Here is a 23,476-nt window from a genome sequence, read left to right as displayed (position 1 = left end):
GTGCGCCCGTTACCCATACTGACCCTCACCCTGGCCATGCTGCTCTGGTCCAGCTCCTTTATCGCCCTCAAACATGTGCTGGAGGTCTGGTCCTTCGGTCAGGTGCTGTTTATGCGCATGGCGGTGGCATCGGGCTGCTGGCTGCTGTGTTACCGTCACCTCGGCAACTTCCACTATCAAAAAGGGGATTGGCGCTGGCTGGCCCTGATGGGCGCCTTGGAGCCCTGCCTCTATTTTCTGCTGGAGGTCAATGCCCTGCGCTACACCAGTGCCGGGCAGGCGGGCATGGTCTGTGCGCTGCTGCCCCTGATGGTGGCCCTGGTGGCCTTCGTGTTGCTGAGGGAGCGGGTGAGCCGCCGTCAGCTGCTGGGTTTTGCCATCGCCATCTGCGGCATCGCCCTGCTGGGGCTGGCCGAGGGGGCGGATGAGTTCGCTCCCAATGCCCTGCTCGGCAACAGTCTGGAGATGGGGGCCATGCTCTGCGCCGCCACTTACTCGGTGGTGTTCAAGAAGCTCTCCAGCCGCTACGGTGTGCTGACCCTGACCGCCCTGCAGGCCTTCGTCGGCACCCTCTTCTTCGCCCCCTTCGCCTTCAGTGCCCCCTGGCCCGCGGACTGGGCCTGGCAGGACATGGGGGTCATCCTCTTCCTCGGCGCCTTCGTGACCCTTGGGGCTTACCTGCTCTACAACTGGTCGGTCACCCAGGTGAAGGTGACCCTGGCGGCCGCCTATGTGAACCTCATTCCGGTCTTTACCCTGCTGCTCGCCTATCTGCTGCTGGGGGAGACGCTGGGTGCCCTGCAATGGGTTGCCTGCGCCGCCGTGCTGGCCGGCATCGGGGTCGGTCAGTTGCCCGCGGGCAAAAACCGGGTGCGCAGCGCCGCCGCCCAGAGTTGACTTCCCCCCGATCGGCTACAGTCTGGACAGGGGCCTATGCTGGCCATAAAGGAACCACACCATGAGCGACATGAAGTTGCTGGCCGAGGCCAAGACCTTGTTGAGTCACCACCCTTTTACCCTGGCCGATGCCAGGGCCCTGGAGGCCCTGGAGGAAGCGGCGGTGGGGGAGGAGGGGCTCTGCATCGCCGAGTTGTGGGAGCTGGCCCTGGGTCAGGCCGACGAGGAGGCGAGGCACTATCTGCAGGGAGGGGATTGACGCCTCTTTGAGTGTCTGGATGAGCAAAAAACAACGCGGGGCCTGGCCCCGCGTTTTTTATTGGATGGTGCGCCAAGGTCTCAGATGGAGAGACTCTTGACGGTGTCCGAGACCGAGTTGGCGTCCTCGATGATCTCCTTGATGACGTCGGCGATGATGTTGGCCTGATCCTGCCCCGCCACCGCCTTGCCTGAGACGACGGAGACGGTCTGGGTGATCTTGGAGGTGATGTCGGAGTTGTGCTTGATGACGGAGACGATCTCGTTGGTGGAGGTCGAGGTTCTGGCCGCCAGCTGCCTCACCTCGTCGGCGACCACCGCAAACCCCCGGCCCTGCTCGCCGGCCCTGGCTGCCTCGATGGCGGCATTGAGTGCCAGCAGGTTGGTCTGATCCGCGATGCCGCTGATGGTGGAGATGATGGACTCTATGCTCTTGGATTGCTGATTGAGCAGATCTATCTGCTTGCTCACCTCGTTGACCGAGGTGTTGATGTGGGAAGAGGTCTCAAGCACCTTGTCGATCACCTCACGCCCCTTGGCGGCACTGGCGACGGTTTCGCTGGCGATGGTGCAGGCCTTCTGGGCCGCCTCCCGGGTGGAGATGGATTTTTCCACCCGCTCAGTGATGTCGCTCGCCAGCTTGATGATTTTGACCACCTTGCCCTCGTGGTTGAAGATGGGATTGTAGGTCGCCTCCAGCCAGATCTTCTCCCCGCGGTGACCAAGGCGCATGAAGAGTCCGGACTTGATGTCCCCCGAGCCGAGATCGCGCCAGAAGTTGGGGTTTTTCTGGTAGAACTCGGGGTCGCAGAACTGGCGGTGGTGTTTGCCGACCACCTCCTCCAGCCGGTAGCCGAAGCAGTGGAGGAAGTTCTGGTTGGCGGTGATGACGGTGCCATCCGGCTGGAAGTCGATCACCGCCAGGGATTTGTCGAGCGCCACCAGCAGGGCCTGGGTGCGCTCGAGGGAAGACTGCTGCTGGGTCACGTCCGAGGCGACCTTGGCGACGCGTGCCACCTTGCCATCGATCATGATGGGGAAATAGGTGGCCTCCAGCCAGACAGCCTTGCCCGATTTCGACTGGCGGATGAAGCGGCCGTTGCGGGAGATGCCGCCGCGCAGATCCTGCCACAGGCTCTCGTAGTCACGGGTCTTGACGTCCTCCGGGAAGCAGAGCGCACTGTGGTGCTTGCCAATCACCTCCTCCCACTGAAAGCCCACGATCTTCAGAAAGAGATCGTTGACGAAGGTGACTGTGCCGGCCGGAGTGAACTGGATGAAAGGCACCTGGGACTGGATGGCCTGCTCGAAAGCCCCCAGCTCTGCCATCTTCACCACCTGTTCACTCGCTTCCTTGCTTGCTTTGTGATTCCAGAACATATGGAGCTCCTCCATGAGACCCTTGAATGACAGACCGACAGTAATCTGAGTGAATTAACAATAACATTGCTGCTTGATGAACCTTAATCGACTCCAGCTTAACTTTTTGAAGTTTTTTAATTTTTAATCTCGATTAATTGTTTTCTTCTGCATCCCTGCCTCTCAGGAGGGCTCCATACGGGTTCGTTATCCACGGCGCTCAACTTCGAGCCATTTTTGTCATAAATATGTATCAATTGGCACTGACGATGGGGGCGGCCACGCTGCATTTGGCGCCATGTCCACTAGGGTGTTTATTGGCAGAGCGCCGACTATTGCGAGTCGTTAACCACCTTGACCGAGCCGACGCCGATAATGCAATGGCGGGGTGCCCATGTGGGTGGAGAAGAAGCGTGAAAATACCGAGAGGGAAGAGAAGCGAAGTCGCTCACTGATATCCTGAATACTCATGTCGGTTTCGGCCAACCAGGCGCAGGCTTTTTTAATGCGTACATTTTTCAATAACATGCTGAGATGGCTATTTTCCTGCTTGAGCCTGGCATTTATGGTCCAACGACTCATGCCGATCAGGCCACAAATATATTCCATGAAGCTGGCTTCATCATTGAGACAGTTATTTTCGATGGCCTTTTCTAGCAATGACATGACAAGGGTCGAGAATCCTTGCTCATATTCCAGCGCAGCGACTCTGCGGCTGATCTGCTGGTGCTGATTCCGGTTGAGCAGCGGAAGATAGTGCTCGGCCCGGCTCGTCAGGGCGGCGCTCTTGAAGTGGATGACGTTGGCCGCCTGATCAAACTGGCAATGGCAGCCGAAGCCCTCGTCGAGTTGCTTGCGGCCGGGCTCCGCTGCCCCGCGCAAGCTGACGGCGGTCTCCACCCCGGGAGCATAGAGGCGCACCAACTCCTTCAGCAACATGAAATTACCGATGGCGGAGTGGTTGCGCTGCACCAGTTCCTGGTCTTCGACATAGGTTATGGCGAGTTGGTCGTCCGCTTGGGCAATGGTGAAATGGTCGCAATTGCCGATGATGATCCGGTTGTGGATATAACCGAGCACAGCCTCCTCGGCCGTCGGCTGGTTGAGGCAATAACCGACGAGATCGGGAAACATCTCATAGGCACCGTCGATGAGCGATGCGGGGGAATGGCTTTGCGACAGGCGCTCCTGCCATAAGAAGTCATATGCCGATGTCGCCTTGATAAAACGCAGATGCTGCCTTTGTGAGAGCCGGCCATCCGCTCTATCCAGCTCATATTGGCTGAGTTGGCACAGTGTTTTTATGGCGTCGGTATTGACGCCACCCTCTTCTAATAGATAGAGCGTCGATCTGGCGATGATATTTGAAACGCTCTTTCCCATTTTTATTTCCTCATGCCGGAAACATGCCTGTCGTGGCCCCGCAGCATCCTGCTGTTCGGGAAATTAAGGCATGTTATGCAAGGGATAACTGAGAGTCAGATCAAATGCAGTGCAACCGAGTGTCGGTAACTGTAACCAAAGGTAACGTTGTGACCGCCGTGGTGATATTGGCGTCCCACTCCCCAATGCAAAATGGCTGCTCCCCCATGCAAAGCAGGCACCCTGGCCCTCGCGTTAAGCTGCGCTGGCTAGTTCGGCTTGTTTATTCACCTGAATAATGGAATGAAAGGGAATTATATGCAGCATAACAATAAAGGGTATCAATGGAGCGCCCTTGCCATCGCCGTCGCGCTGATCCTTGGGGCTCAGGGGTGCAACGACAACAGCTCGTCGGCGCCGCAAGAGGTGGTCAAGGACAATGCCTATTATCGGACCCTGGCGGAAGGCATGGTGGCCAAAATGACCCACGACGAACAGCTGGGCATGCTGGTGGGACCGGGTTACGTGTTTACCAGCCGCGGCCTTGAGGTGAACAAGGAGGCGATCAACAACCTCAAGGGTGACGTGCCGGGCAGCGTGGGCTACATCAGCGGCGTGTTCAACGCCGACTCCGGGCTCGACATCGCCGCCAGCAAGCTGGCCGATGGCGCCGCCGGGGTGCGCATCACGCCGACCCGGGAGGGGGAAACCGGCACCTTCTACGGCACCGCCTTCCCGGTGGGCACTCTGTTGGCGTCGACCTGGGATGCGAGCCTGGTCAAGCAGGTGGGGGCCGCCATCGGCAACGAGGTCAAAGAGTACGGGCTGGATGTCTGGCTTGCCCCCGGTATGAACATTCAGCGTGACCCTCTCAATGGGCGCAGCTTCGAATACTTCTCCGAAGATCCCCTGGTGTCCGGGGTGATGGGGGCTGCCGAGGTGAACGGAGCCCAGGCCCAGGGGGTGGGCACCACCATCAAGCACTTCATCGCCAACAACGCCGAGACCTCCCGATCCATCGTCGACAACATCATCTCCCCAAGGGCCATCCGGGAGATCTACCTGCGGGGCTTCCAGTACGCCGAGGAGCACGCCAATCCCTGGGCCGTGATGACCGCCATGAACAAGGTCAATGGCACCTACACGGGCCAGTGGGCGGATCTCAATACCCGGGTGCTGCGGGATGAATGGGGGTTTGAAGGCTTCGTCGTGAGTGACTGGTGGTCGGGTGATGGCCACTATGCGGACATGATCAAGTCCGGCAACGATCTTATCGAACCCGGTGGCCCGGCGCTGCCCTATGGCTACGGCGATGCCCTGACCGGCTTGCAGGAGGCCTATGCCGCCGGCGATCTGAGCGCGGATGACATCAGGCAGGGGGCGGTGCGGATCCTGACCCAGGTGCTGAAGATGCCATCGAACCAGGGGGTTATCGCCAGCAATGCGCCGGATCTGGCTGGCCATGCCAGGTTATCGCGCCAGGCTGCCAGTGATGGCATGGTGTTGCTGAAAAACGAGCAGGGCAGCCTGCCCCTGGCGAAGGGGATCAAGTTGGCCTCCTTCGGGATCACTCAGGTCAATACTCTCAAGGGCGGCGCTGGTAGCGGCGACGTGAACGCGGCCTATACCGTCAATGTGGTGGACGGGCTGGCCCGGCAGTTCAGTGTCGACACCGGGCTTGCGGACTTCTATCGCACCTTTTTCGAGCAGAACAAGAGCACGAGCGACTTTGGCGGCATCTCGATCATAGTTAGCTGCCCTGAGCCATCCCTGAGCCAGGCCGAGATAGCGACTTATGCCGCCAGCAATGATGTCGCCGTCATCACCCTTGGTCGCAACTCGGCGCAAGGGGAGGATCGCCTGAGCGGGAAGGGGGATTATCTGCTCTCCGATGTGGAGCAGACGCTCATCGACGACGTCAGCAGTGCTTTCCACAGTCTTGGCAAGAAGGTAGTGGTGTTGCTCAACATCGGCGGCGTCATGGACACCAGCGCCTGGCAGGACAAGGTCGATGCCATCCTGCTGGCTTACATGCCGGGGCAGGAGGCGGGCAATGCCATCGCCGATCTGTTGTCGGGGACTGTCAATCCGAGCGGCAAGCTGACCCAGACCTTCCCCATGCGCTATCAGGATGTGCCTTCGTCTGCGGGTTTCCCGGGCACGGATACCGACGGGGATGGCAAGATCGACACCCACTACTACAACGAAGGCATCTATGTGGGGTATCGCTATTACGCGACCTTCGGCAAGGGGGTGAATTATCCCTTCGGCCACGGTCTTTCTTACACGCAATTCGACTACAAAAATACATCTGTACAGAGCAATTCTCTATCCGAGGCCGGTGGCCAGGTGACCCTGACCACTACCGTCTACAACAGCGGCAGTGTCTCTGGTCGGGAGGTGGCTCAAGTCTATGTGGCAGCCCCGGCTGGGACCCTCAGCAAGCCGGCCATCGAGCTCAAGGCGTTTGCCAAGACCCAGCTGTTGGCCGCGGGGGCGAGCGAAACCCTGAACTTCGAGATCCCGGCCAGCTGGCTCGCCAGCTTCGACAACGCCAACAGCGAATGGATCATCGAACCCGGGGTCTACAAGGTCTATGTCGCAGCCTCCTCCGAGGTGGGGAGCGTCACGCCGCAGACCTTCACGGTGAGCAGCAAGCTGGTGGTCAGCAAGACCACGCCGGGGGCACTGGCCTTGCCGGCCGGGGTGATGGAGGCCTCTTTCGAAACGCAGTATTGAGCGAAAAAAGTGTGGGGGAGCCTTGGCTCCCCCTTTTCATGTCCGCTTCACTGTCCCGGAACTCTGGTCAGCCAGGAGCCTGAGTCTATTTCTTCTGCTGCAGGGTCGAGATCTGTTTGTTCAGCGCCTCCATCTCGTTCTGGTATTGGCGCGCCACGCCCTGCATCCCGGGAGAGCGTACTCTGTCCTCAAGATCGCTTGTCTCGGTCGTCGCCCTCTGTTCATTGCGCTCACCGGCTATCTCAGGGGTCATCTTCTGATCCCTGGCGCCCATCCCGGTGCGCAGGGCCTCAAGCTGGCGTTGCTTCCGACCGCTGGCCAGGTTCTCCTCTATATCCCGGGTTCGCTTGTTCGCCCGCTCGACCTCCTCGGGCGAGGGGGTGAAGATGTTCATCCGCACCGGCTCGCTGTCACCGGTGCAGGGAATGTCGCTGAAGGTGATGTTGCCGTTGACGGTGCATTTGTATACCTCGGCAGAGAGCGGGGTGGCCGCCACCAGCAGGGCGAGGCAGATGACCAGGGTGCGTGACATAGACTCCTCCTTGAATCCTCCCCTTGCACACTAGTACATGGTGCCGGGTCAGACAATCGCCCCCGACACCCGCAATGAAAGCGAGGGGGGGCCCGTGCCGCCCTGTCCTCATTTCCTGCACGCAGGGTGCCCGGTTGCCGTGCCAAACGGCGGGATGTTGGCCGGTTTTCCCGGCAGTTCAACACATCAGAGCACCATAGCGGGCCACAATGAGGTATCTTATGCCCCGATTTCATCCATTTAACGGATCCGAGACCCCTATGATTATCAAACCCAAGGTTCGCGGCTTTATCTGCACCACCACTCACCCGGTCGGTTGTGAAGCCAATGTTCGTCGCCAGATCGCTTACACCCAGGCCAAGGGCACCATCGAGAATGGTCCCAAGAAGGTACTGGTGATCGGCGCCTCCACCGGTTATGGTCTGGCCTCCCGGATTGCCACTGCCTTCGGTAGCGGCGCCGCCACCATTGGCGTCTTCTTCGAAAAGCCGAGCTCCGAGACCAAGACGGGCTCCGCCGGCTGGTACAACTCCGCCGCCTTCGACAAGGCCGCCAAAGAGGCGGGCCTCTACGCCAAGAGCGTCAACGGCGATGCCTTCTCCCACGAGTGCCGTGCCAAGGTGATCGAGCTCATCAAGCAGGATCTGGGTCAAATCGATCTGGTGGTCTACTCCCTGGCCTCCCCGGTGCGCAAGATGCCGGACAGCGGCGAAGTGGTGCGCTCCGCCCTCAAGCCCATCGGCGAGGTCTACACCTCCACCGCCATCGACACCAACAAGGATCAGATCATCACCGCCACCGTCGAGCCGGCGAACGAGGAAGAGATCCAGAGCACCATCACCGTCATGGGCGGTCAGGACTGGGAGCTGTGGATGGCTGCCCTGCGTGATGCGGGCGTGCTGGCCGACGGCGCCAAGTCCGTGGCCTACTCCTACATCGGCACCGATCTGACCTGGCCCATCTACTGGCATGGCACCCTGGGCCGCGCCAAGGAAGATCTGGACCGCGCCGCCGCCGCCATCCGTGGCGATCTGGCCGCCAAGGGCGGTACCGCCCACGTCGCCGTGCTCAAATCCGTGGTGACCCAGGCCTCCTCCGCCATTCCTGTGATGCCGCTCTATATCTCCATGGCCTTCAAGATCATGAAGGAGAAGGGCATTCACGAGGGTTGCATGGAGCAGGTGGATCGCATGCTGCGCACCCGTCTCTATGGCGAGGAGCTGGCACTGGACGAGCAGGCCCGCATCCGCATGGATGACTGGGAGCTGCGTGAAGACGTGCAGCAGACCTGCCGCGATCTCTGGCCCTCCATCACCACCGAGAATCTCTGTGAGCTCACCGACTACGCCGGCTACAAGCAGGAGTTCCTGCGCCTGTTCGGTTTCGGTCTGGACGAGGTGGATTACGATGCGGATGTGAATCCGGACGTGACATTCGACGTGGTCGAGCTCTGAGCCTGACCATGTGACGACAGGGCCCTGCGGGGCCCTGTTTTTTTTGCTGCTCATTCAAGCTGTTGCCGCAGGTTTATTATCCGCGATCACCTTTTTCCCCGAACAAACCCGCTAGTCTTGCGCTGTTTGGATCACATGACGGCATTGCCGAGGAAGGGAAGCCATGACCACATCAACCGAGGCGCCCAAGAAGCGCCAACTCCCCACCGTTTATACCCTGCTTTTCATCATCATCGCCCTGATGGCGGCCCTCACCTGGGTGCTGCCGGCGGGCAAGTACAACTACCTGACGGCAAAGACCCAGCAGCCGGTGGCGGCGGCCGCCGTGGCCGACTACAGCGGCGACGAGCGGCTGCTGCCGGTGCCCGGCAGCTACACAGAGCTGCCCGCCCAGCCGCAGGGGGTGTTCGAGGTGCTCAAGGCGCCGATCCAGGGCTTTCACAAGGCGGCGGACGTGGCGCTCTTCGTGCTCATCATCGGCGGCTTTCTGGCGGTGACCATGCAGAGCGGGGCGCTCGATGCCGGGGTGGGGGCCATAGTGCGCGCCTTCGCCGGGCGCGAGCGGCTGCTGATCCCCGTGCTGATCGCGCTCTTTGCCCTCGGCGGATCCACCTTCGGCATGGCGGAGGAGACGGTGGCCTTCTGGGCGCTCATCGTGCCGGTGATGATGGCCGCTGGCTTCGATCGCATGGTGGCGGCGGGGATCATCTTGCTCGGCTCCGGGGTCGGGGTGCTCGCCTCCACCGTCAACCCCTTTGCCACCGGCATTGCCTCCGGTTTTGCCGGCATTCCCATCGGTGAGGGGATTGGTCTTAGGGTTGTGCAGTGGCTGCTGCTGGTGATCTTCGCCTCCTGGTTCGTGATGCGCTACGCCAAGCAGGTGCAGCAGGACAAGTCCCGCTCAGTGCTGGCCGACATCGTCTATGACGACGAGTTCTCCCAGATGAAGAGCGGCAACCTCGCCTTCAGCGGCAAGCAGAAGCTCACCATGCTGGTCTTCTTCGGCACCTTCCTGCTGATGATCTATGCGGTGGTGCCTTGGTCGGATCTGGGGATCGATCTGCTGCCTACTTTAGGCTGGTGGTTCGACGAGCTCTCCACCCTGTTCTTCAGCGCCTCCATCCTGATTGCGATCATTAACCGGATGCCGGAGTCCAGCTATGTGGCGACCTTCCTCAACGGTGCACGGGATCTCATCGGGGTGGCCCTGGTGGTCGCGGTGGCGCGGGGCATCTATGTGGTGATGGAGCAGGGCGTCATCATCGACACCATATTGCACTGGGCCGAAGGGCTGGTGAGCGGGCTGTCGTCGTCGGTCTTCATCCTGATGGCCTATCTGGTGCACATCATCCTGAGCTTCTTCATTCCCTCCACCTCGGGGCTGGCGACCGTCTCCATGCCGCTGATGGGGCCGCTGGCGGACTTCTCTGGTATCTCCCGGGATCTGGTGATCACCGCCTATCAGTCCGCCTCCGGCTGGATCAACCTGTTCGCTCCCACCGCCGCCCACCTGGTGGCGGGGCTGGCGCTCGCCAGGATCCCCTACGATCGCTTCGTGCGCTGGGTGCTGCCCTTCATCATCGGCGTCGCTCTCATCACCATGGGGGTGCTGGTGGCCGGGGCCCTGCTCCACGGCTGATGGCACGGATAAAAACGACAGATAACAAAAAGGCTCCCGCGGGAGCCTTTTTCATGAGCTTTGCTTACTGCTTGTAGCCCTTGAGGAAGCGGGCGAGACGGCCGATGGCCTCTTCCAGCTCCTCTTCCCGGGGCAGGAACACCAGGCGGAAGTGATCCGGCGCGGGCCAGTTGAAGCCGGTGCCCTGTACCAGCAGCAATTTTTCCTGCTGCAGCAGATCGAACACCATCTTCTGGTCGTCGCGGATGTCATACACCTTGGGGTCCAGGCGCGGGAACATGTAGAGCGCCCCCTTGGGCTTGACGCAGGAGACCCCGGGGATCTCGTTCAAGAGCTCCCAGGCCTTGTCCCGCTGGCGGCGCAGGCGGCCGCCCGGCAGGATCAGCTCGTTGATGCTCTGGTAACCCCCGAGGGCGGTCTGGATGGCGTGCTGCATGGGCACGTTGGCACACAGGCGCATGGAGGCCAGCATCTCCAGCCCCTCGATGTAGCCCTTGGCGCGGCCCTTGGGCCCTGTGATGACCATCCAGCCCTGACGGAAGCCGCAGGCACGGTAGGCCTTGGAGAGGCCGTTGAAGGTCACCACCATCACATCGTCGCACAGGGTGCAGACGCTGGTGTGGGAGATGTCGTCGTAGAGGATCTTGTCGTAGATCTCGTCGGCGAAGATGATGAGGTTGTGCTGGCGGGCGATCTCGATCACCTCCAGCAGGAACTCGCTGCCGTAGACGGCGCCGGTCGGGTTGTTCGGGTTGATCAGCACCAGGCCGCGGGTGCGCGGGGTGATGCGGGCGCGGATGTCGTCCAGATCCGGATACCAGTCGGCCCCTTCGTCGCAGCGGTAGTGCACCGCATGACCACCGGAGAGGGTGACGGCGGCGGTCCAGAGCGGGTAGTCGGGGGAGGGCACCAGCATCTCGTCGCCGTTGTTGAGCAGCGCCTGCATGGCCATGACGATGAGCTCGCTCGCGCCGTTGCCGATGTAGATGTCGTCGATGTCGACCTTGCGCATCCCCTTTTGCTGGTAGTACTGCATCACCGCCTTGCGGGCCGAGAAGAGCCCCTTGGAGTCGCAGTAGCCCTGGCTTTGGGGCATGTTGAGGATCACATCCTTGATGATCTCCTCCGGCGCATCGAAGCCGAACGGGGCCGGGTTGCCGATGTTGAGCTTGATGATGCGGTGGCCTTCGTCCTCGAGACGGCGGGCCTCTTTATGCACCGGGCCGCGAATGTCATAGCAGACATCGTCGAGCTTGTGCGACTTGTCGATAGTGAACATGGTGAGCGTGATTCCTTCCCCTAGGGGCGCGTTGGCAGAAAAGCTGTTTTTAGTATCAAATTTCTCTACCCCTATTCTTCACAGAATTGAATGCTAGAACAATCTAATTTATGGAATAAATCCCTGATATTTACCCCTGAAACAGGGTTACCAGTCTGTTAAATTCAGCAGGATCGTTTGCCTCTCTCGCGAGAGACTAGTGAAAGATGAGGGGGAGGTTCATAAAGCAGCAAGAGTGTATTGAATTATCCCCCCCATCTGGCACGATTGGCTGGGGTAAAAATCTGCTCCAACCCCTGCTGCCGGCCAAGGGCGCGCGCAGCCCAGGGCGCCCTTTCATCCTGTCGTCGAGGATCTTCATGCACGCACCCGCCACCGGTCGCTACCGCCACTTCAAGGGGGGTTACTATCAAGTGCTGGCCCTGGCCCTGCACACCGAAACCCAGGAACAGCTGGTTGTCTACCAATCCGAGCAGGATGGACAGGTCTATGCCCGCCCGGTCGCCATGTTCATGGAGTGGATTGAGCATCAGGGGCAGGTGGTGAGCCGCTTCACGCCGGTGGCATGAGCTTGGTAAAGCGACATGAAAAAAGGCGCCTGAGGCGCCTTTTGCATTGGTAAATCTGTCTTACAGACCCAGATTGGCTCTGGCATAGGCCTCGAAATCGGTGCAGCCACCGATGTGCTGCTCGTCCAGGAAGATCTGCGGCACCGTGGTGACGGGCTTGCCCGCCTTGGCGGCCAGATCGTCCTTGGTGAGCCCGGCGACGTTGATGTCCACATAGCGGAACTCGAAGTCATCGCGCTCCTCGGTCAGCTGCTCGGCAATCTGCTTGGCACGAACGCAATAGGGGCAACCCGGGCGACCAAAAATTTCTACAAACATCTTTTCTCTCCGTTAGATAAGGCCGTTGAGACGAGGCTGGCGACAGCATAGCCTCGGCTCCTGGCCAGTCAAAGCTGAAAATACCGATACGCCCATTCGCCGTGCTCGATTGCACCCCGGAAAGGGATCGGCACCTGGCGCGGCATTCTGGATTGGCGGCGATGGGAGTTTCCTTCTCGAGCCAGCCTTGCTGGCAAGGCCACCCATATTGTTCATCACTGCTCGGCAATCTGGATGGGCTGCTGCTGATAGATGCTCTCCAGCACCCCCTTTTCGAAGACGGTCCAGGGCCAGGGGGCCTTGCTGGCGCGGTAGCGCTCGTGGGTGACCGGATCCTGGGAGAGGCCGCGCTGGAACATCACGAAGGCCTTGCGCTGACCACCGGCGGTGTCGATGAAGCCAGCCAGGTTCGAGGTGCCGGTGATGGTGCCCGTCTTGGCGTGCACCTTGTTCTTCATCATGGGGGCAGTGACACTGCGTCGCCAGGCCAGGGTGCCGTCCACCTGGGAGCTCGGCAGCAGCTTGATGAAGTCGAGCTGGGCGTCGTTCTTCTGGATGAAGTTCAGCACCGACAGCATCTGGCGAGCGCTGATGAGATTGTGGGCGGAGAGACCGGAGCCGTCGGCCAGGGTGGCGTTGCCCAGATCGATGCCGTTCTTGGTCAGAATGGCGCGCACCGCCATGGTGCCACTGCGATAGCTGCCCGGCTTGTTGTAGTAGTGACGGCCCACGGTTTTGAGGAAGGTGTCGGCGTAGAGGTTGTCGGATTTCTTCAGCATCTTGGAGAGCATCACCGGCAGGGAGACCGAGTAGTGGGTGGCCAGGGTTTCGGCGCCAACCGGGGTCTTGTGGGTGACACGCAGCAGGCCGTCGTGGCTGATGCCGGCGCGGTTCATGGCCCAGCGGATGTTGTCCCAGCCCCAGGCTTCCACGTCGTGGATGGCGAAGCGCAGGCCCTGCGGCTCCTTGTTCGGGGTGATGCAGCCCTTGAGCTCGTAGAAGTTGCCCTTGGCCATGTCCACTTCCAGGGCGCAGAACTGACGCGCCATGTCGCCATAGCTCATCACCTCCACGTTGTCGGCACCTATGCCGATGGGGACGCCGGTGGCGACGTTGCCCACCGCAGGTCTGCCAATCTGGGTGGCGGTGATGGTGCCGTAGGCGCAGTTCTTGTCGATGATGACGGAGGAGACGGGGGCCGCGAAGCAGAGGGTCTGATCCCCCCAGGACCAGCCGTTGCCGCGCTCATAGCCGTTGTAGGCGCCGGTGTTGACATAGACATTGCCCTGAATGCGGGTGACCCCGAGCTGCTTGAACAGGGCCACCAGATCCATCCGCGACAATGTGGGGTCGCCGACGAAGTTGATCCAGATGTCGCCGTTGATGGTGGTGCCCTGCCTGGCGCCAGCCTGGGCCTGGATATCGGTGGCGAAACGGAAGTCGGCGCCGAGCTCGAGGCGGGCGGCCAGGGCGGTCAGCACCTTCATGGTGGAGGCGGGGGCTATCATATCGTCGGCGTGGCGGGCAAACTCCACCCCGTTGTTGCCCTGGACTATGATGGCGTACTGGCCCCCCTTGGGCGGGGTCAGCGGGGTGGCCTGGGCCACCAGGGAAAAGAGAGCACAAAAACCAATCAACAACCGCTGCATAAGATCCTCTAACTGAACGAAGGGCGCCGGCAGTGCGATGCGCCCCTGATAATCAAACCTGGTGTCTGTCATTTGCCCGCCAGACGGCGTGGCTAGGCAAAGGCGTTGGCAGTCCGGTACCGCCCTTCATAATCAAAAATTTTCTCCTTCACCTGCCAGAAACGCCCCGACTTGCGGGCGATGACGAAATCCGGGTGACGGAACTGGCTTTCTGCCGCCAGCACGCTCGCCATGGTGGTGAATTCGGGCTCCAGGCCCGGGGCGGGCCAATGATGACGCACAAAGCGTTGTTGAAACAAGCGCCGTGCACCGCTGGTGTGAAAGGCGAAGTACTCCGTCAGGGTGAGACCGTCCTCATCGTGATAGGTCACCTCCAGCCGCTCCCCCTGTTTGCCGCGCCCTGCGGTGAGGGTCAGCCCCGCGCAGCGGATGACCATGCAGTCCTTGAGATTGAGCGCCTCCTTGAGCTTGTCGTCAGGATCTACCAGCAGCTGATCGCAGCTCTGGCAGCGGCGGGCGGCGATGTCGTTTTCGGCGCCGCAACCGGGACAGATCTTGGCGCGAAAGCGATAGTCGCACTCCTCGCGGTGGCCCTCGTCATCTTCAAACAGCCCCTGACAGCGGCGGCCGTAGTGCTCGACCACCTTGCCCTCCTCGTCTGTCTTGCCCCAGAAGGTGTTGGCAAAGCCGCAGGCGGGGCAGGGCACCTGTACCGGCTCGGTGCCGGCGTGGGGTCTGGGCTCCCCCACCTCGGGGGCGAACAGGTTGAAGTTGTTGCCCGCGTAGTCGAGCACCAGACAATCGCTCTTGCCCGGCGAGAGGCGCAGGCCCCTGCCCACAATCTGCTGATAGAGCGACACCGACTCGGTGGGTCTGAGCATCACGATGAGATCCACATGGGGGGCATCGAAGCCGGTGGTGAGCACCGCCACGTTGACCAGAAACTTGATCTCCCGCCCCTTGAAGGCGCTGATGAGGGCATCGCGCTCCGGTCCCGGTGTCTCGCCGGTGACGAGGGCCGCGCTCTGGGATTTGGCCTGCAGCAGTCCCTGAATTTCCCGGGCGTGCTCGACGGTGGCGGCGAAGATCATCACCCCTTGGCGCTCGGCCGCATACTCGAGCACCTGGTTCAGGATATGGGGGGTGACCCGCTGCTGGCGCTTGAGCTCGCCGTTGAGATCCGCCTCGCTGAACAGGCCGTTCTCCCGCGCTACCAGCTTGCTGAAGTCGTAATGGACTATGGGGGCATCGATCATGCGCGGCGGCGTCAGGTAGCCGTTTTTCACCATGAAGCGCAGGGGCAGCTCGAACACGCAGTCACCGAACAGCCGCTCCCCGTGGCTCTTCACCATGCCGTGGTAGTGGCGCCGGTAGATCCAGCCCAGCCCCAGCCGATAAGGCGTGGCGGTGAGGCCGAGGATCTTGAGGGCGGGATTGGCGGCCTTGAGGTGCTCGATCACCTGATGGTACTGACTGTCGTCATCGAGCGAGACCCGGTGACACTCGTCGATGATGAGCAGCGAGAAGGCGCCGTCGAAGGCATCCAGATTGCGCGCCACCGACTGCACCGAGCCGAACACCACCTGGGCGCTCGCCTCCTTGCGTGCGAGCCCGGCGGCAAAGATGTCGGCCTTGAGCCCCCAGGCCTCGTACTTGGCGTGGTTCTGCTCCACCAGCTCCTTGACATGGGCCAGCACCAGCACCCGGCCACGGGCCTTGCGGGCCAGCTCGGCGATCACCAGGCTCTTGCCCGCCCCTGTGGGCAGCACCACCACGGCGGGATCCGGGTGCTTGCGAAAGTGGCTGATCACGGCGTTGACGGCGTCGGTTTGATAGGGTCTGAGAACGAACATGAGAGCGTGGCGTGTGGACATGGTGCGGCGCAGGATGGCGCCATTATAGGGATCTTGGGGCCACAAAAACAGCGGGCCGGCATGATGCCGGCCCGCAGGTACCACCAAGGTGCTTAGTGGAAGGGGAACAGGTAGTTGAGCCAGCTGCCCATGCGCAGCAGGATCTTGCGCATGATGGCCACGTGGTGCATGTGTTCGGTATAGATGGCGGCCTGGCCGCTGGAGCCGGCGATCACCTGATACTGGGCCCAGTCCGGATCCGTGATGCGGATGAGCACCGGCAGGCGACCCGGTTGCTGCGCCGAGTTCTGGTCCAGCAAGGGGGCGTTGGCCTGTATGTTGCCGGGTGCCATGGCCGGGATGATGGCCTCGACCTTGCCCTTGAAGATGCGGCCAGGGGCACCATCGATGACCACTTCCGCTTCGTCACCCGCCTTGAGGCGTTGCATGCTGTTCTGCCAGAACCAGCCCACATAGAAGTTCTCGTCCTTGTGAACGAAGGTCATCACGGGGCGATAGAGGTAGGGGGTGGCCACCATGCCGGGGCGCAGGGCCATTTGCAGCACATAGCCATCCGAGGGGGCATAGACCACTGTCTGCTCCAGGTTGTACTGCGCTTCGCCCAGTTGGGCCTGCAGATCGTCGATGGTCGCCTTCTGCTGATCTATCTGTGCCGTGATGTCATCGACGTTGGCCTGTGTCACATCCAGATCGCGCTGCTTGCCGATACCACGGCGCATCAGCTCTTTCGCCCGATCCCGGTCAAGCACCGCAGAGCGGAGCCTGGCGTTGATGGAGTTGAGGCTCTCCTTGCTGGCGGTGAGACGGGCGGCCAGACTGTTGACCTTCTGCTCGAAGCGCACCGGATCTATCTTGAACAGCACGTCGCCTTGCTTCACAGCCTGGTTGGGCTGGACGGGGACCTCGGTCACTCGACCCTTCACCAGGGGCACGACTGGGGTGGAGACGTAGTAATTCCGGGCCGTCTGGGCATAGGGGTGGTTGTAGTTCATCAGGGTGATCAGGGCCCCGATGATGATGACGCCACCCAGCACGGCGGTCGGCACGGTCCACTTGTTGAGCGGGATCTTGAAGATCTTGAAAATCCCTACACAGATGGCCGTATAGGTGAGAATAAGTAGCAAATCCATGGAGGGTTACCTATTTTTCAGTCTGTTCGAGCGTGGTCATACGGGCCTGCAGGGCGGCAAGTTCCTGCTTGAGTGCGTTGATTTCGTCTTCGTCTTTTTCAAGACGCTGACTGAACCCCCAGCCGCGATCGGGGCGATAGAGCGTGGCCCAGATCCAGAGGAAAGGCCAGAGTACGTGCAGGGTGAACAGGCTGACCCAGCCGGCCACATGAATGGCATCCTGGTGGGGGTGATTGCGATGCTTGGCGATTTCATACGGAATGTCGTGGATGACGATGACTCCATAGAACATGATCAAGACGACGAACACCAATATTCCCAGGGCAATGTAGTCAAGTACCATCGATTTCTCCCATCTAAGTCGCGAGGCCATACCCGGAGCCTGGCATTCACAATAATCGGCTCATGATGACAGCATATTAGCAGATCGCAAGAGTGCAATCGGGGAGTTAGCTTGCCAGTACAGGCTAGGTTAACCGGTTGGTTATTTAACATGCACCGTCTAAATATTTCTATAAAATCAAGCAGGAAAGAGATTCGTATGTCTCGTAACAGAAAGGATGCGCGATGGAAAGGCGATACAGGATGAACCTCTGGCTGGGGCTGCTGCTCATGCTTGCCCAGACCACGGTGGCATGGGCCGCCGAACCCAGGCTGGAGCCGACCGAGCAGGAGAAGGCACAGACCCTGGTGCTGCTCCATGAACCCATCGTCATGCTCCAGGCCAAGTTTGGCAGCCTGGACGGGGCGGGCAGGGTCCGGCTGGTGCAGGAGCGGATCAAGCAGATGCAGGCCTCCGACCTTGAACAGCCGGTGACCCTGGTGAGCGCCAGGCGCTTCGGGCAGGACAGCCGGGAGTTTCTGGTCAATGGCAAGCGGATCCTGGTGCTGGTGGAGGGGGATCTGGAAGCCCTCGACGAGCTGAGCCTGGATCAGGCGAGCGAGCGGGTCCGCCAGCGGCTCGACAAGGTTCGGCTCAAGTACCTTGAGCTGCACTCGACCCCCTATCTGGTCAAGGCCAGCGGCATGGCGATCCTGGCCAGCCTGATCTTCTTCGGCCTCATCTGGGCGCTGCAATGGGGGCATAGGCGGCTCAGGAAGTGGCTCGCCAATCGCCTCCTGCTGCAGAAGGGATTGATCCCCCACCAGTGGCGTCAGGTGGCGGGCAACGTGGAGGTCCGCTTGCTCGGCCTGCTGACCCTGTTGCTGGTCTTCATGCTCACCTATGGCTGGCTCACCTATGTGCTTGGCCTCTTCCCCCAGACCCGGGCCTGGAGCGAGCGGCTGGGAGACTCCCTGTTTGCCCTGTGCGGCGACATGCTGGAGGGCATGATTGCGGCCATGCCGGGCCTGGTGACAGTGTTGCTGATCGCCATCATCACCCGCTTCTTCATCCGGATGCTGGCCATCCTCTTCGATCGCATCGAGCGGGGACAGTTTCGCGTGCAGGGGCTGCATGCCGAGACCATAGGGGCCACCCGGCGGTTGCTCTCGGTGGTGATCTGGCTGTTTGCCCTGACCGTGGCCTACCCCTATCTGCCCGGTGCCGACTCCGACGCCTTCAAGGGGATCAGCGTCTTCTTCGGTCTCATGGTGACACTGGGGTCGGCTGGCATCATGAACCATGCCATGAGCGGCCTGGTGCTCATCTACTCCCGCGCCCTGCGGCCCGGCGATCTGGTGCAGATTGGTGAAGTTGAGGGGATGGTGAGCGAGCTCAATGCCCTCTCCACCAAGCTGGTGACCCGCCAGGATCACGAGGTGACCCTGCCCAATGCCGTGGTGGTGGGGGGCAAGGTGGTGAACCTGACGCGGCTGGCGGGGGAGAAGGGGGTCGCACTGTTGACCAAGGTGACTATCGGCTACGATGCGCCCTGGCGTCAGGTGCACGCCATGCTGGAGCTGGCGGCCCGCCGCTGCACCCTGCTCAATCAGTCCGAGCCGCCACTGGTGCGCCAGCTGAATCTGCAGGACTGGTATGTGGAATACGAACTGCAGGTAAGGATGAAGGCTGACCTGCTCCCCGCCGTGGTCAAGACCGAGCTTCACGGCCATATCCAGGACGTGTTCAACGAGTTCGGGGTGCAGATCATGTCCCCCAACTTCATCGCCCAGCCGGAGCAGGCGGTACTGGTGGCGAGGGAACATTGGTACCAGGCGCCCGCCGAGGCGCCCGGGACGACCAGCAAAGGGTAGCTCCCCGGAAAATGAAGAGGCCCGGCAGCAATGCCGGGCCTCTTGTCATGGGGAAAATGCAGTCTCGGGACTCAGCTCTCCTTGGCTTCCCTCAGCTGGGAGGGTCTGAACTTCACCAGGAAGGCCAGGGTGATGAGGGCGGTGCTCACCAGGCCTATGATGGTGGAGACGTTCATCGCCAGCCCGAAGCCGATGGGGGCGTTGGCCAGGTAGGTGATCACCACGGCGGTCATGAAGATGGCGGGTATGGTGCAGATCCAGTGCAGCTTGCCCTCCTTGATGAGGTAGGCGGCGGCGGCCCACAGCATGATGACGGCTGTGGTCTGGTTGGCCCAGCCGAAGTAGCGCCAGATCACCCCGAACTCGGCCTTGGAGATGATGAAACCGAGGATGAACATGGGGATGGCGATCAGCAGACGCTTGGCCAGCGGCTTCTGGGTCATCTTCAGGAAGTCCGCCACTATGAGGCGAGCGCTGCGAAACGCGGTGTCACCGGAGGTGATGGGCAGGATCACCACGCCGAGGATGGCCAGGATGCCGCCCACTGTGCCGAGCAGGCTGGTGGAGACCTCGTGTACCACGGCCGCCGGGCCGCCGTTCGCCATGGTGGCGTTGAGCGCCTCCGTGCTGTCGTAGAAGGAGAGACCCAGGGTGCACCAGATGAGGGCGATGATCCCTTCACCTATCATGGCGCCGTAGAAGATGAAACGGCCGGATTTTTCGTTCTGCATGCAGCGGGCCATCAGCGGTGACTGGGTGGCGTGGAAGCCCGATACCGCGCCGCAGGCGATGGTGATGAACAGCAGCGGCCAGAGCGGCAGCTCGGTCGGGTGCAGGTTGGAAAAATCCATTCCGGTGTTGTAGAAGCCTTTGCCTGAGACGATGAGGCCGATGATGAGGCCGACCGACATGAACACCAGCAGGGCGCCGAAGATGGGGTAGAAGCGGCCGATGATCTTGTCGATGGGGACTATGGTGGCGAGGATGTAGTAGGCGAAGATCGCCACTATCCAGTAGACCAGGTCGGTGGAGGTGAGGTTGGCCAGGAGACCCGCCGGGCTCAGCACGAAGACCACACCCACCAGCATCAGCAGCACCACGGCAAAGAGGTTCATGAAGTGCTTGGCGGCGGTGCCGAGGTGCTCGCCGACCACGGTCGGTACCGAGGCGCCCCTGGCGCGCACCGACAGCATGCCGGAGAAGTAGTCGTGGACCGCGCCGGCGAAGATGCAGCCGAACACTATCCAGAGCATGGCGACCGGACCATAGAGGGCACCGAGTATGGGGCCGAAGATGGGGCCGACGCCGGCGATGTTGAGCAGTTGCACCAGGTAGACCTTCTTGTCCGACATGGGGACATAGTCCACCCCGTCCGCCATGGTGATGGCGGGGGTCTTCAATTCGGGCTTGGGCCCGAATATGCGCTCGACGAATTTGCCATAGATGAAGTAGCCGGCGACAAGTAAGCCGACACAGAGGAAGAACCAGATCATTGCTACGCTCCTGCTTTGTTATTGTTTGGTGTGCGCAGCCAGTCTAGGTGGGGGCTTCTGTTAACGGCAGGTAAATGAGGGTGAGCGGCGACATGGCGACCCGAGCGGTCGCCTGTTGTGATCCGGCGCACAGCGGGCGACCTTATTCCAGCCCTAGCTCGTCTTTCAGCTCCTTGAGATAGCGTCGGCTGACCGGCACCCGGGCACCGCTCGGGGTGACTATCTGGGCCAGCTGGTTTTCCAGCAACTGGATCTCGAAGATGGCGGTCGGGGCCACCAGGTACTGGCGGTGGCAGCGCAGCAGCGGGGTCTTCTCCTCCAGGGATTTCAAGGTGAGCTGGGTGTGAAACAGCTCCCCCTGGCAGGCGACGTGCACCCCGCCGAGATCCGAGAAGGCGTACTCCACCTGTTCTATGGGCAGCAGCCGCACCCGGTTGTGCAGATAGCCGGGAATGTGGCGAATGGCCGGTGTCAGCGCCGCCACCGGCTGGGGGCTGAGATCCTGCTTGAGGCGCGCCAGCGTCTTGGCGAGGCGGGCAGGTTCCACCGGTTTGAGCAGGTAGTCGAAGGCGTTCTCCTCGAAGGCCTGGATGGCATAGTCATCAAACGCCGTGACAAAGACGATGCGGGGCAGGGGGTCCAGCATGGCCACCAGTTCCATGCCGCTGAGCTTGGGCATCTGGATGTCGAGAAACACCACCTCCGGCTTGAGTCGCGCAATGAGGGAGAGCGCCTCTATGGCATTGGCGGCCGAGCCGAGGATCTCGATGTCGGGGTCGCTGCCGAGCAGCTCGGCTAGCTCCTCGCGGGCATAGGGTTCGTCGTCGACGATCAGGGTGCGGATCATGTCATCTCCTTGGAAGGGGAATCCGGCTGTCTGGGCAGGGTGAAAGAGACCCGGGTCCAGTGCTCCGGCTCACACTGCACCTGGATGCCAAAGCGCTCGCCGAAGGCACTCTTGAGCCGCCTGTCCACAATGCTCATGCCAAGGCCGTCCCCCTGGGGGCCCGGCTGCCAGGCTCCGGCATTGTCCTCCACGCAGAGGGTGACACTCTCTTGCCCCTCCTCGGCGAAGAGCCGGATCCGCCCCTGCTCCAGCAGGAAGCAGATCCCGTGCTTGATGGCATTCTCGATGAGGGGCTGCAGGGTGAAGCTCGGCAATTGCATGTTGGCCAGGTGTGGCGGTATCTCGTTGATGACGGTCAGGCGCTCGCCAAAGCGGGCCTGCTCTATCTCCAGATAGGACTGGCAGTGCTCCTGCTCCTCCCGCAGCGTGGTCAAGCCGCTCTGGCGCTTGAGGTTGTTGCGAAAGAAGCGGGAGAGGTGCAGCAGCAGCTCCCGCGCCCGGCCCGGATCACGGCGGGTGATGGCACTGATGGTATTGAGGGTGTTGAACAGAAAATGGGGATTGATCTGCGCCTGGACCAGCTTGAGCTCGGATTGCACCAGCAGGCGCTGCTGCTGCTCCAGCCGGCCGGCCAGCAGCTGTTGCGACAACAGGTTGGCTATCCCTTCCCCCAGGGTGTGATTGATCTTGAGGAAGAGCCGCTTCTTGGGCTCGTAGAGCTTTATGGTGCCTATTACTCCTCTGTCTCCCTGCAGCGGGATCACCAGCACGGAGCCGAGCTGGCACTGGGGGGAGAGGCTGCAGCGATAGGGCTGACTATTGCCGTCGGCAAACAGCACCTTGTTCTGGGCTATAGCCTGCAGTGTGATGGCGGAGGTGATGGGGGTGCCCGGCTTGTGGTGATCCTCCCCGGTGCCGATGAAGGCGAGGATCTTGTCGGTGTCCGTGATGGCGACGGCGCCGACCCCGGTCTCCTCCTGCACTATGTGGGCTATCTTGCGGCTCGCCTCCGGGGTGAAGCCCTGGGCCATGATCCCCAGGGTGCGGTTGGCGATGGTGAGCGCCTTGGCGGAGAAGACCCGGGAGAACTTCTCGTACATCCGCTGCTGGTCGCGGATCATGCTGATAAAGAGCGCCGCCCCGCAGGAGTTGGCGAGGATCATCGGGGTGGCTATGGTGCGCACCAGCTGCAGGGCCTGCTCGGACGGGGTGGCGACCAGCAGGATGATGACCATCTGCAGGATCTCGGCGTAGAGGGTGGTGAAGAAGGCAATCCGGGGAGTGAACAGGGCATCCACCCGGTTCGTTCGCATCAGCCGCCAGTGCACCAGGCCCCCCAGCAGCCCCTCGCAGGTGGTGGAGATGGCGCAGGCGAGATCGGTAAAGCCCCCCAGGGTATAGCGATGCAGTCCCCCGGTCAGCCCTACCAGAAAGCCCACCAGGGGGCCCCCCAGCAGCCCTCCCAGCACGGCGCCGACGGCGCGGGTATTGGCGATGGCGTCGTCTATGTCCAGCCCCACATAGGTGCCCAGTATGCAGAAGCAGGAGAAGATGACGTATATCAGTATCTTGTGCGGAAGTCTGACCGAGTAGTTGGCCAGGGGGCGCAGCAAGGGACTCTTGGAGAAGAGGTAGGCAATGACCAGGCTGACGCTCATCTGCTGGAGCAGGGAGAGGACTAATTGCATAAAAAACCTTCCTCAAGAGTGATCCCGGGTCAGAGCGCCATCAGGGCGTACTGTGAGCAAGATCCCGTCCTGATGCAGGACGCGGCCCCATGGCGGGGGCAGTTTGCCAGAATGAAAAAATAAAACCATATAAAATCAGCACGTTAAATTGATATTTGTGTAACCGGGCGGAGCTTGATATTGCTGGAGTGAG

The 23,476-nt window shown here is 61.3% G+C and carries 19 protein-coding genes; 7 read left to right on the top strand and 12 right to left on the bottom strand.

The features are described 5' to 3' along the window. Together HB860_RS11560 and HB860_RS11555 are read left to right on the top strand one after the other, a co-directional pair. On the top strand, window positions 1-897 hold the full coding sequence (locus tag HB860_RS11560) for a DMT family transporter (protein ID WP_247626739.1): 897 nt from the start codon (window positions 1-3) through the stop codon (window positions 895-897). A 61-nt stretch (window positions 898-958) separates the two neighbouring features. Beyond that, complete coding sequence (locus tag HB860_RS11555) at window positions 959-1,156, top strand: hypothetical protein (protein WP_139434130.1); 198 nt, start codon at window positions 959-961, stop codon at window positions 1,154-1,156. Between the two features lie 80 nt (window positions 1,157-1,236). Here the strand turns inward: HB860_RS11555 and HB860_RS22285 are convergent, their stop codons facing one another. Then, window positions 1,237-2,535, bottom strand: coding sequence for a methyl-accepting chemotaxis protein (locus tag HB860_RS22285; RefSeq protein WP_348773030.1), 1,299 nt, complete (start codon window positions 2,533-2,535; stop codon window positions 1,237-1,239). A gap of 324 nt (window positions 2,536-2,859) precedes the next feature. Beyond that, complete coding sequence (locus HB860_RS11540) at window positions 2,860-3,897, bottom strand: helix-turn-helix domain-containing protein (protein ID WP_247626738.1); 1,038 nt, start codon at window positions 3,895-3,897, stop codon at window positions 2,860-2,862. 297 nt (window positions 3,898-4,194) lie between these two features. Between HB860_RS11540 and HB860_RS11535 the strand changes: the two genes are divergently transcribed. Further along, window positions 4,195-6,615, top strand: coding sequence for a beta-glucosidase family protein (locus HB860_RS11535; protein ID WP_247626737.1), 2,421 nt, complete (start codon window positions 4,195-4,197; stop codon window positions 6,613-6,615). An 85-nt stretch (window positions 6,616-6,700) separates the two neighbouring features. Here the strand turns inward: HB860_RS11535 and HB860_RS11530 are convergent, their stop codons facing one another. Beyond that, window positions 6,701-7,147: a DUF4124 domain-containing protein gene (locus HB860_RS11530; protein ID WP_247626736.1), complete on the bottom strand. Its 447-nt coding sequence runs from the start codon at window positions 7,145-7,147 to the stop codon at window positions 6,701-6,703. 260 nt (window positions 7,148-7,407) lie between these two features. Here HB860_RS11530 and fabV point away from each other — a divergent pair, with 260 nt between their 5' ends. Together fabV and HB860_RS11520 are read left to right on the top strand one after the other, a co-directional pair. Beyond that, complete coding sequence (gene fabV / locus HB860_RS11525; protein WP_247626735.1) at window positions 7,408-8,601, top strand: enoyl-ACP reductase FabV; 1,194 nt, start codon at window positions 7,408-7,410, stop codon at window positions 8,599-8,601. A gap of 163 nt (window positions 8,602-8,764) precedes the next feature. After that, a complete protein-coding gene (locus HB860_RS11520; RefSeq protein WP_247626734.1) occupies window positions 8,765-10,240 on the top strand; it encodes a YfcC family protein in 1,476 nt (491 codons plus the stop codon). A 64-nt stretch (window positions 10,241-10,304) separates the two neighbouring features. Here the strand turns inward: HB860_RS11520 and HB860_RS11515 are convergent, their stop codons facing one another. Then, window positions 10,305-11,519 carry a pyridoxal phosphate-dependent aminotransferase gene (locus HB860_RS11515; RefSeq protein WP_117403192.1) on the bottom strand — a complete coding sequence of 405 codons (1,215 nt, stop codon included), beginning with the start codon at window positions 11,517-11,519 and terminating at the stop codon, window positions 10,305-10,307. A gap of 359 nt (window positions 11,520-11,878) precedes the next feature. Between HB860_RS11515 and HB860_RS11510 the strand changes: the two genes are divergently transcribed. Continuing rightward, window positions 11,879-12,088 (top strand): DUF1653 domain-containing protein, encoded by a 210-nt coding sequence (locus HB860_RS11510; protein ID WP_005326862.1) that lies wholly within the window; start codon window positions 11,879-11,881, stop codon window positions 12,086-12,088. Window positions 12,089-12,148: 60 nt separating this feature from the next. Here HB860_RS11510 and HB860_RS11505 read toward each other — a convergent pair whose 3' ends face one another. From HB860_RS11505 to HB860_RS11485, 5 genes are all read right to left on the bottom strand, one after another. Continuing rightward, window positions 12,149-12,406 carry a GrxA family glutaredoxin gene (locus HB860_RS11505; RefSeq protein ID WP_010674029.1) on the bottom strand — a complete coding sequence of 86 codons (258 nt, stop codon included), beginning with the start codon at window positions 12,404-12,406 and terminating at the stop codon, window positions 12,149-12,151. Window positions 12,407-12,621: 215 nt separating this feature from the next. After that, entirely contained in the window at window positions 12,622-14,055 is a 1,434-nt protein-coding gene (gene dacB, locus HB860_RS11500; protein WP_247626733.1) for a D-alanyl-D-alanine carboxypeptidase/D-alanyl-D-alanine endopeptidase, read from the bottom strand. Window positions 14,056-14,147: 92 nt separating this feature from the next. Beyond that, window positions 14,148-15,908, bottom strand: coding sequence for a DEAD/DEAH box helicase (locus HB860_RS11495; protein ID WP_247626732.1), 1,761 nt, complete (start codon window positions 15,906-15,908; stop codon window positions 14,148-14,150). A 113-nt stretch (window positions 15,909-16,021) separates the two neighbouring features. After that, window positions 16,022-17,059, bottom strand: a complete 1,038-nt coding sequence (locus tag HB860_RS11490; protein WP_139434122.1) for an HlyD family secretion protein — start codon at window positions 17,057-17,059, stop codon at window positions 16,022-16,024. Window positions 17,060-17,069: 10 nt separating this feature from the next. Further along, the gene (locus HB860_RS11485; RefSeq protein ID WP_202045145.1) at window positions 17,070-17,402 is read right to left on the bottom strand and encodes a DUF3302 domain-containing protein; all 333 of its coding nucleotides are present in this window, start codon (window positions 17,400-17,402) and stop codon (window positions 17,070-17,072) included. Between the two features lie 224 nt (window positions 17,403-17,626). On the opposite strand from HB860_RS11485, the gene HB860_RS11480 reads away from it, so the two are divergent. Further along, window positions 17,627-19,255, top strand: a complete 1,629-nt coding sequence (locus HB860_RS11480; protein ID WP_432612678.1) for a mechanosensitive ion channel family protein — start codon at window positions 17,627-17,629, stop codon at window positions 19,253-19,255. Window positions 19,256-19,326: 71 nt separating this feature from the next. Here the strand turns inward: HB860_RS11480 and HB860_RS11475 are convergent, their stop codons facing one another. The 3 genes from HB860_RS11475 to HB860_RS11465 all read right to left on the bottom strand — a co-directional run bounded on the left by HB860_RS11475 (window position 19,327) and on the right by HB860_RS11465 (window position 23,283). Then, on the bottom strand, window positions 19,327-20,748 hold the full coding sequence (locus HB860_RS11475) for a carbon starvation CstA family protein (protein WP_139434120.1): 1,422 nt from the start codon (window positions 20,746-20,748) through the stop codon (window positions 19,327-19,329). A 142-nt stretch (window positions 20,749-20,890) separates the two neighbouring features. Further along, window positions 20,891-21,595: a two-component system response regulator BtsR gene (btsR, locus tag HB860_RS11470; protein ID WP_247626731.1), complete on the bottom strand. Its 705-nt coding sequence runs from the start codon at window positions 21,593-21,595 to the stop codon at window positions 20,891-20,893. Then, a complete protein-coding gene (locus HB860_RS11465) occupies window positions 21,592-23,283 on the bottom strand; it encodes a sensor histidine kinase (protein ID WP_247626730.1) in 1,692 nt (563 codons plus the stop codon). The genes btsR and HB860_RS11465 overlap by 4 nt, the downstream gene beginning before the upstream one ends. Between the last annotated feature and the right edge of the window lie 193 nt (window positions 23,284-23,476).

This window comes from Aeromonas genomosp. paramedia (assembly GCF_023093515.1).
GTDB lineage: Bacteria > Pseudomonadota > Gammaproteobacteria > Enterobacterales > Aeromonadaceae > Aeromonas.
This window is presented reverse-complemented; position numbering and strand designations above follow the sequence as displayed.

Excerpts from the sequence above, each read along its gene's own strand:
- btsR (WP_247626731.1), bottom strand. The coding sequence starts at position 21,595 with ATGATCCGCACCCTGATCGTCGACGACGAACCCTATGCCCGCGAGGAG.
- HB860_RS11475 (WP_139434120.1), bottom strand. The coding sequence starts at position 20,748 with ATGATCTGGTTCTTCCTCTGTGTCGGCTTACTTGTCGCCGGCTACTTC.
- HB860_RS11515 (WP_117403192.1), bottom strand. The coding sequence starts at position 11,519 with ATGTTCACTATCGACAAGTCGCACAAGCTCGACGATGTCTGCTATGAC.
- dacB (WP_247626733.1), bottom strand. The coding sequence starts at position 14,055 with ATGCAGCGGTTGTTGATTGGTTTTTGTGCTCTCTTTTCCCTGGTGGCC.
- HB860_RS11490 (WP_139434122.1), bottom strand. The coding sequence starts at position 17,059 with ATGGATTTGCTACTTATTCTCACCTATACGGCCATCTGTGTAGGGATT.
- HB860_RS11555 (WP_139434130.1), top strand. The coding sequence starts at position 959 with ATGAGCGACATGAAGTTGCTGGCCGAGGCCAAGACCTTGTTGAGTCAC.
- HB860_RS11485 (WP_202045145.1), bottom strand. The coding sequence starts at position 17,402 with ATGGTACTTGACTACATTGCCCTGGGAATATTGGTGTTCGTCGTCTTG.
- HB860_RS11505 (WP_010674029.1), bottom strand. The coding sequence starts at position 12,406 with ATGTTTGTAGAAATTTTTGGTCGCCCGGGTTGCCCCTATTGCGTTCGT.
- HB860_RS11520 (WP_247626734.1), top strand. The coding sequence starts at position 8,765 with ATGACCACATCAACCGAGGCGCCCAAGAAGCGCCAACTCCCCACCGTT.
- HB860_RS11540 (WP_247626738.1), bottom strand. The coding sequence starts at position 3,897 with ATGGGAAAGAGCGTTTCAAATATCATCGCCAGATCGACGCTCTATCTA.
- HB860_RS22285 (WP_348773030.1), bottom strand. The coding sequence starts at position 2,535 with ATGTTCTGGAATCACAAAGCAAGCAAGGAAGCGAGTGAACAGGTGGTG.
- HB860_RS11510 (WP_005326862.1), top strand. The coding sequence starts at position 11,879 with ATGCACGCACCCGCCACCGGTCGCTACCGCCACTTCAAGGGGGGTTAC.
- HB860_RS11530 (WP_247626736.1), bottom strand. The coding sequence starts at position 7,147 with ATGTCACGCACCCTGGTCATCTGCCTCGCCCTGCTGGTGGCGGCCACC.
- fabV (WP_247626735.1), top strand. The coding sequence starts at position 7,408 with ATGATTATCAAACCCAAGGTTCGCGGCTTTATCTGCACCACCACTCAC.
- HB860_RS11535 (WP_247626737.1), top strand. The coding sequence starts at position 4,195 with ATGCAGCATAACAATAAAGGGTATCAATGGAGCGCCCTTGCCATCGCC.
- HB860_RS11495 (WP_247626732.1), bottom strand. The coding sequence starts at position 15,908 with ATGTTCGTTCTCAGACCCTATCAAACCGACGCCGTCAACGCCGTGATC.
- HB860_RS11480 (WP_432612678.1), top strand. The coding sequence starts at position 17,627 with ATGGAAAGGCGATACAGGATGAACCTCTGGCTGGGGCTGCTGCTCATG.
- HB860_RS11465 (WP_247626730.1), bottom strand. The coding sequence starts at position 23,283 with ATGCAATTAGTCCTCTCCCTGCTCCAGCAGATGAGCGTCAGCCTGGTC.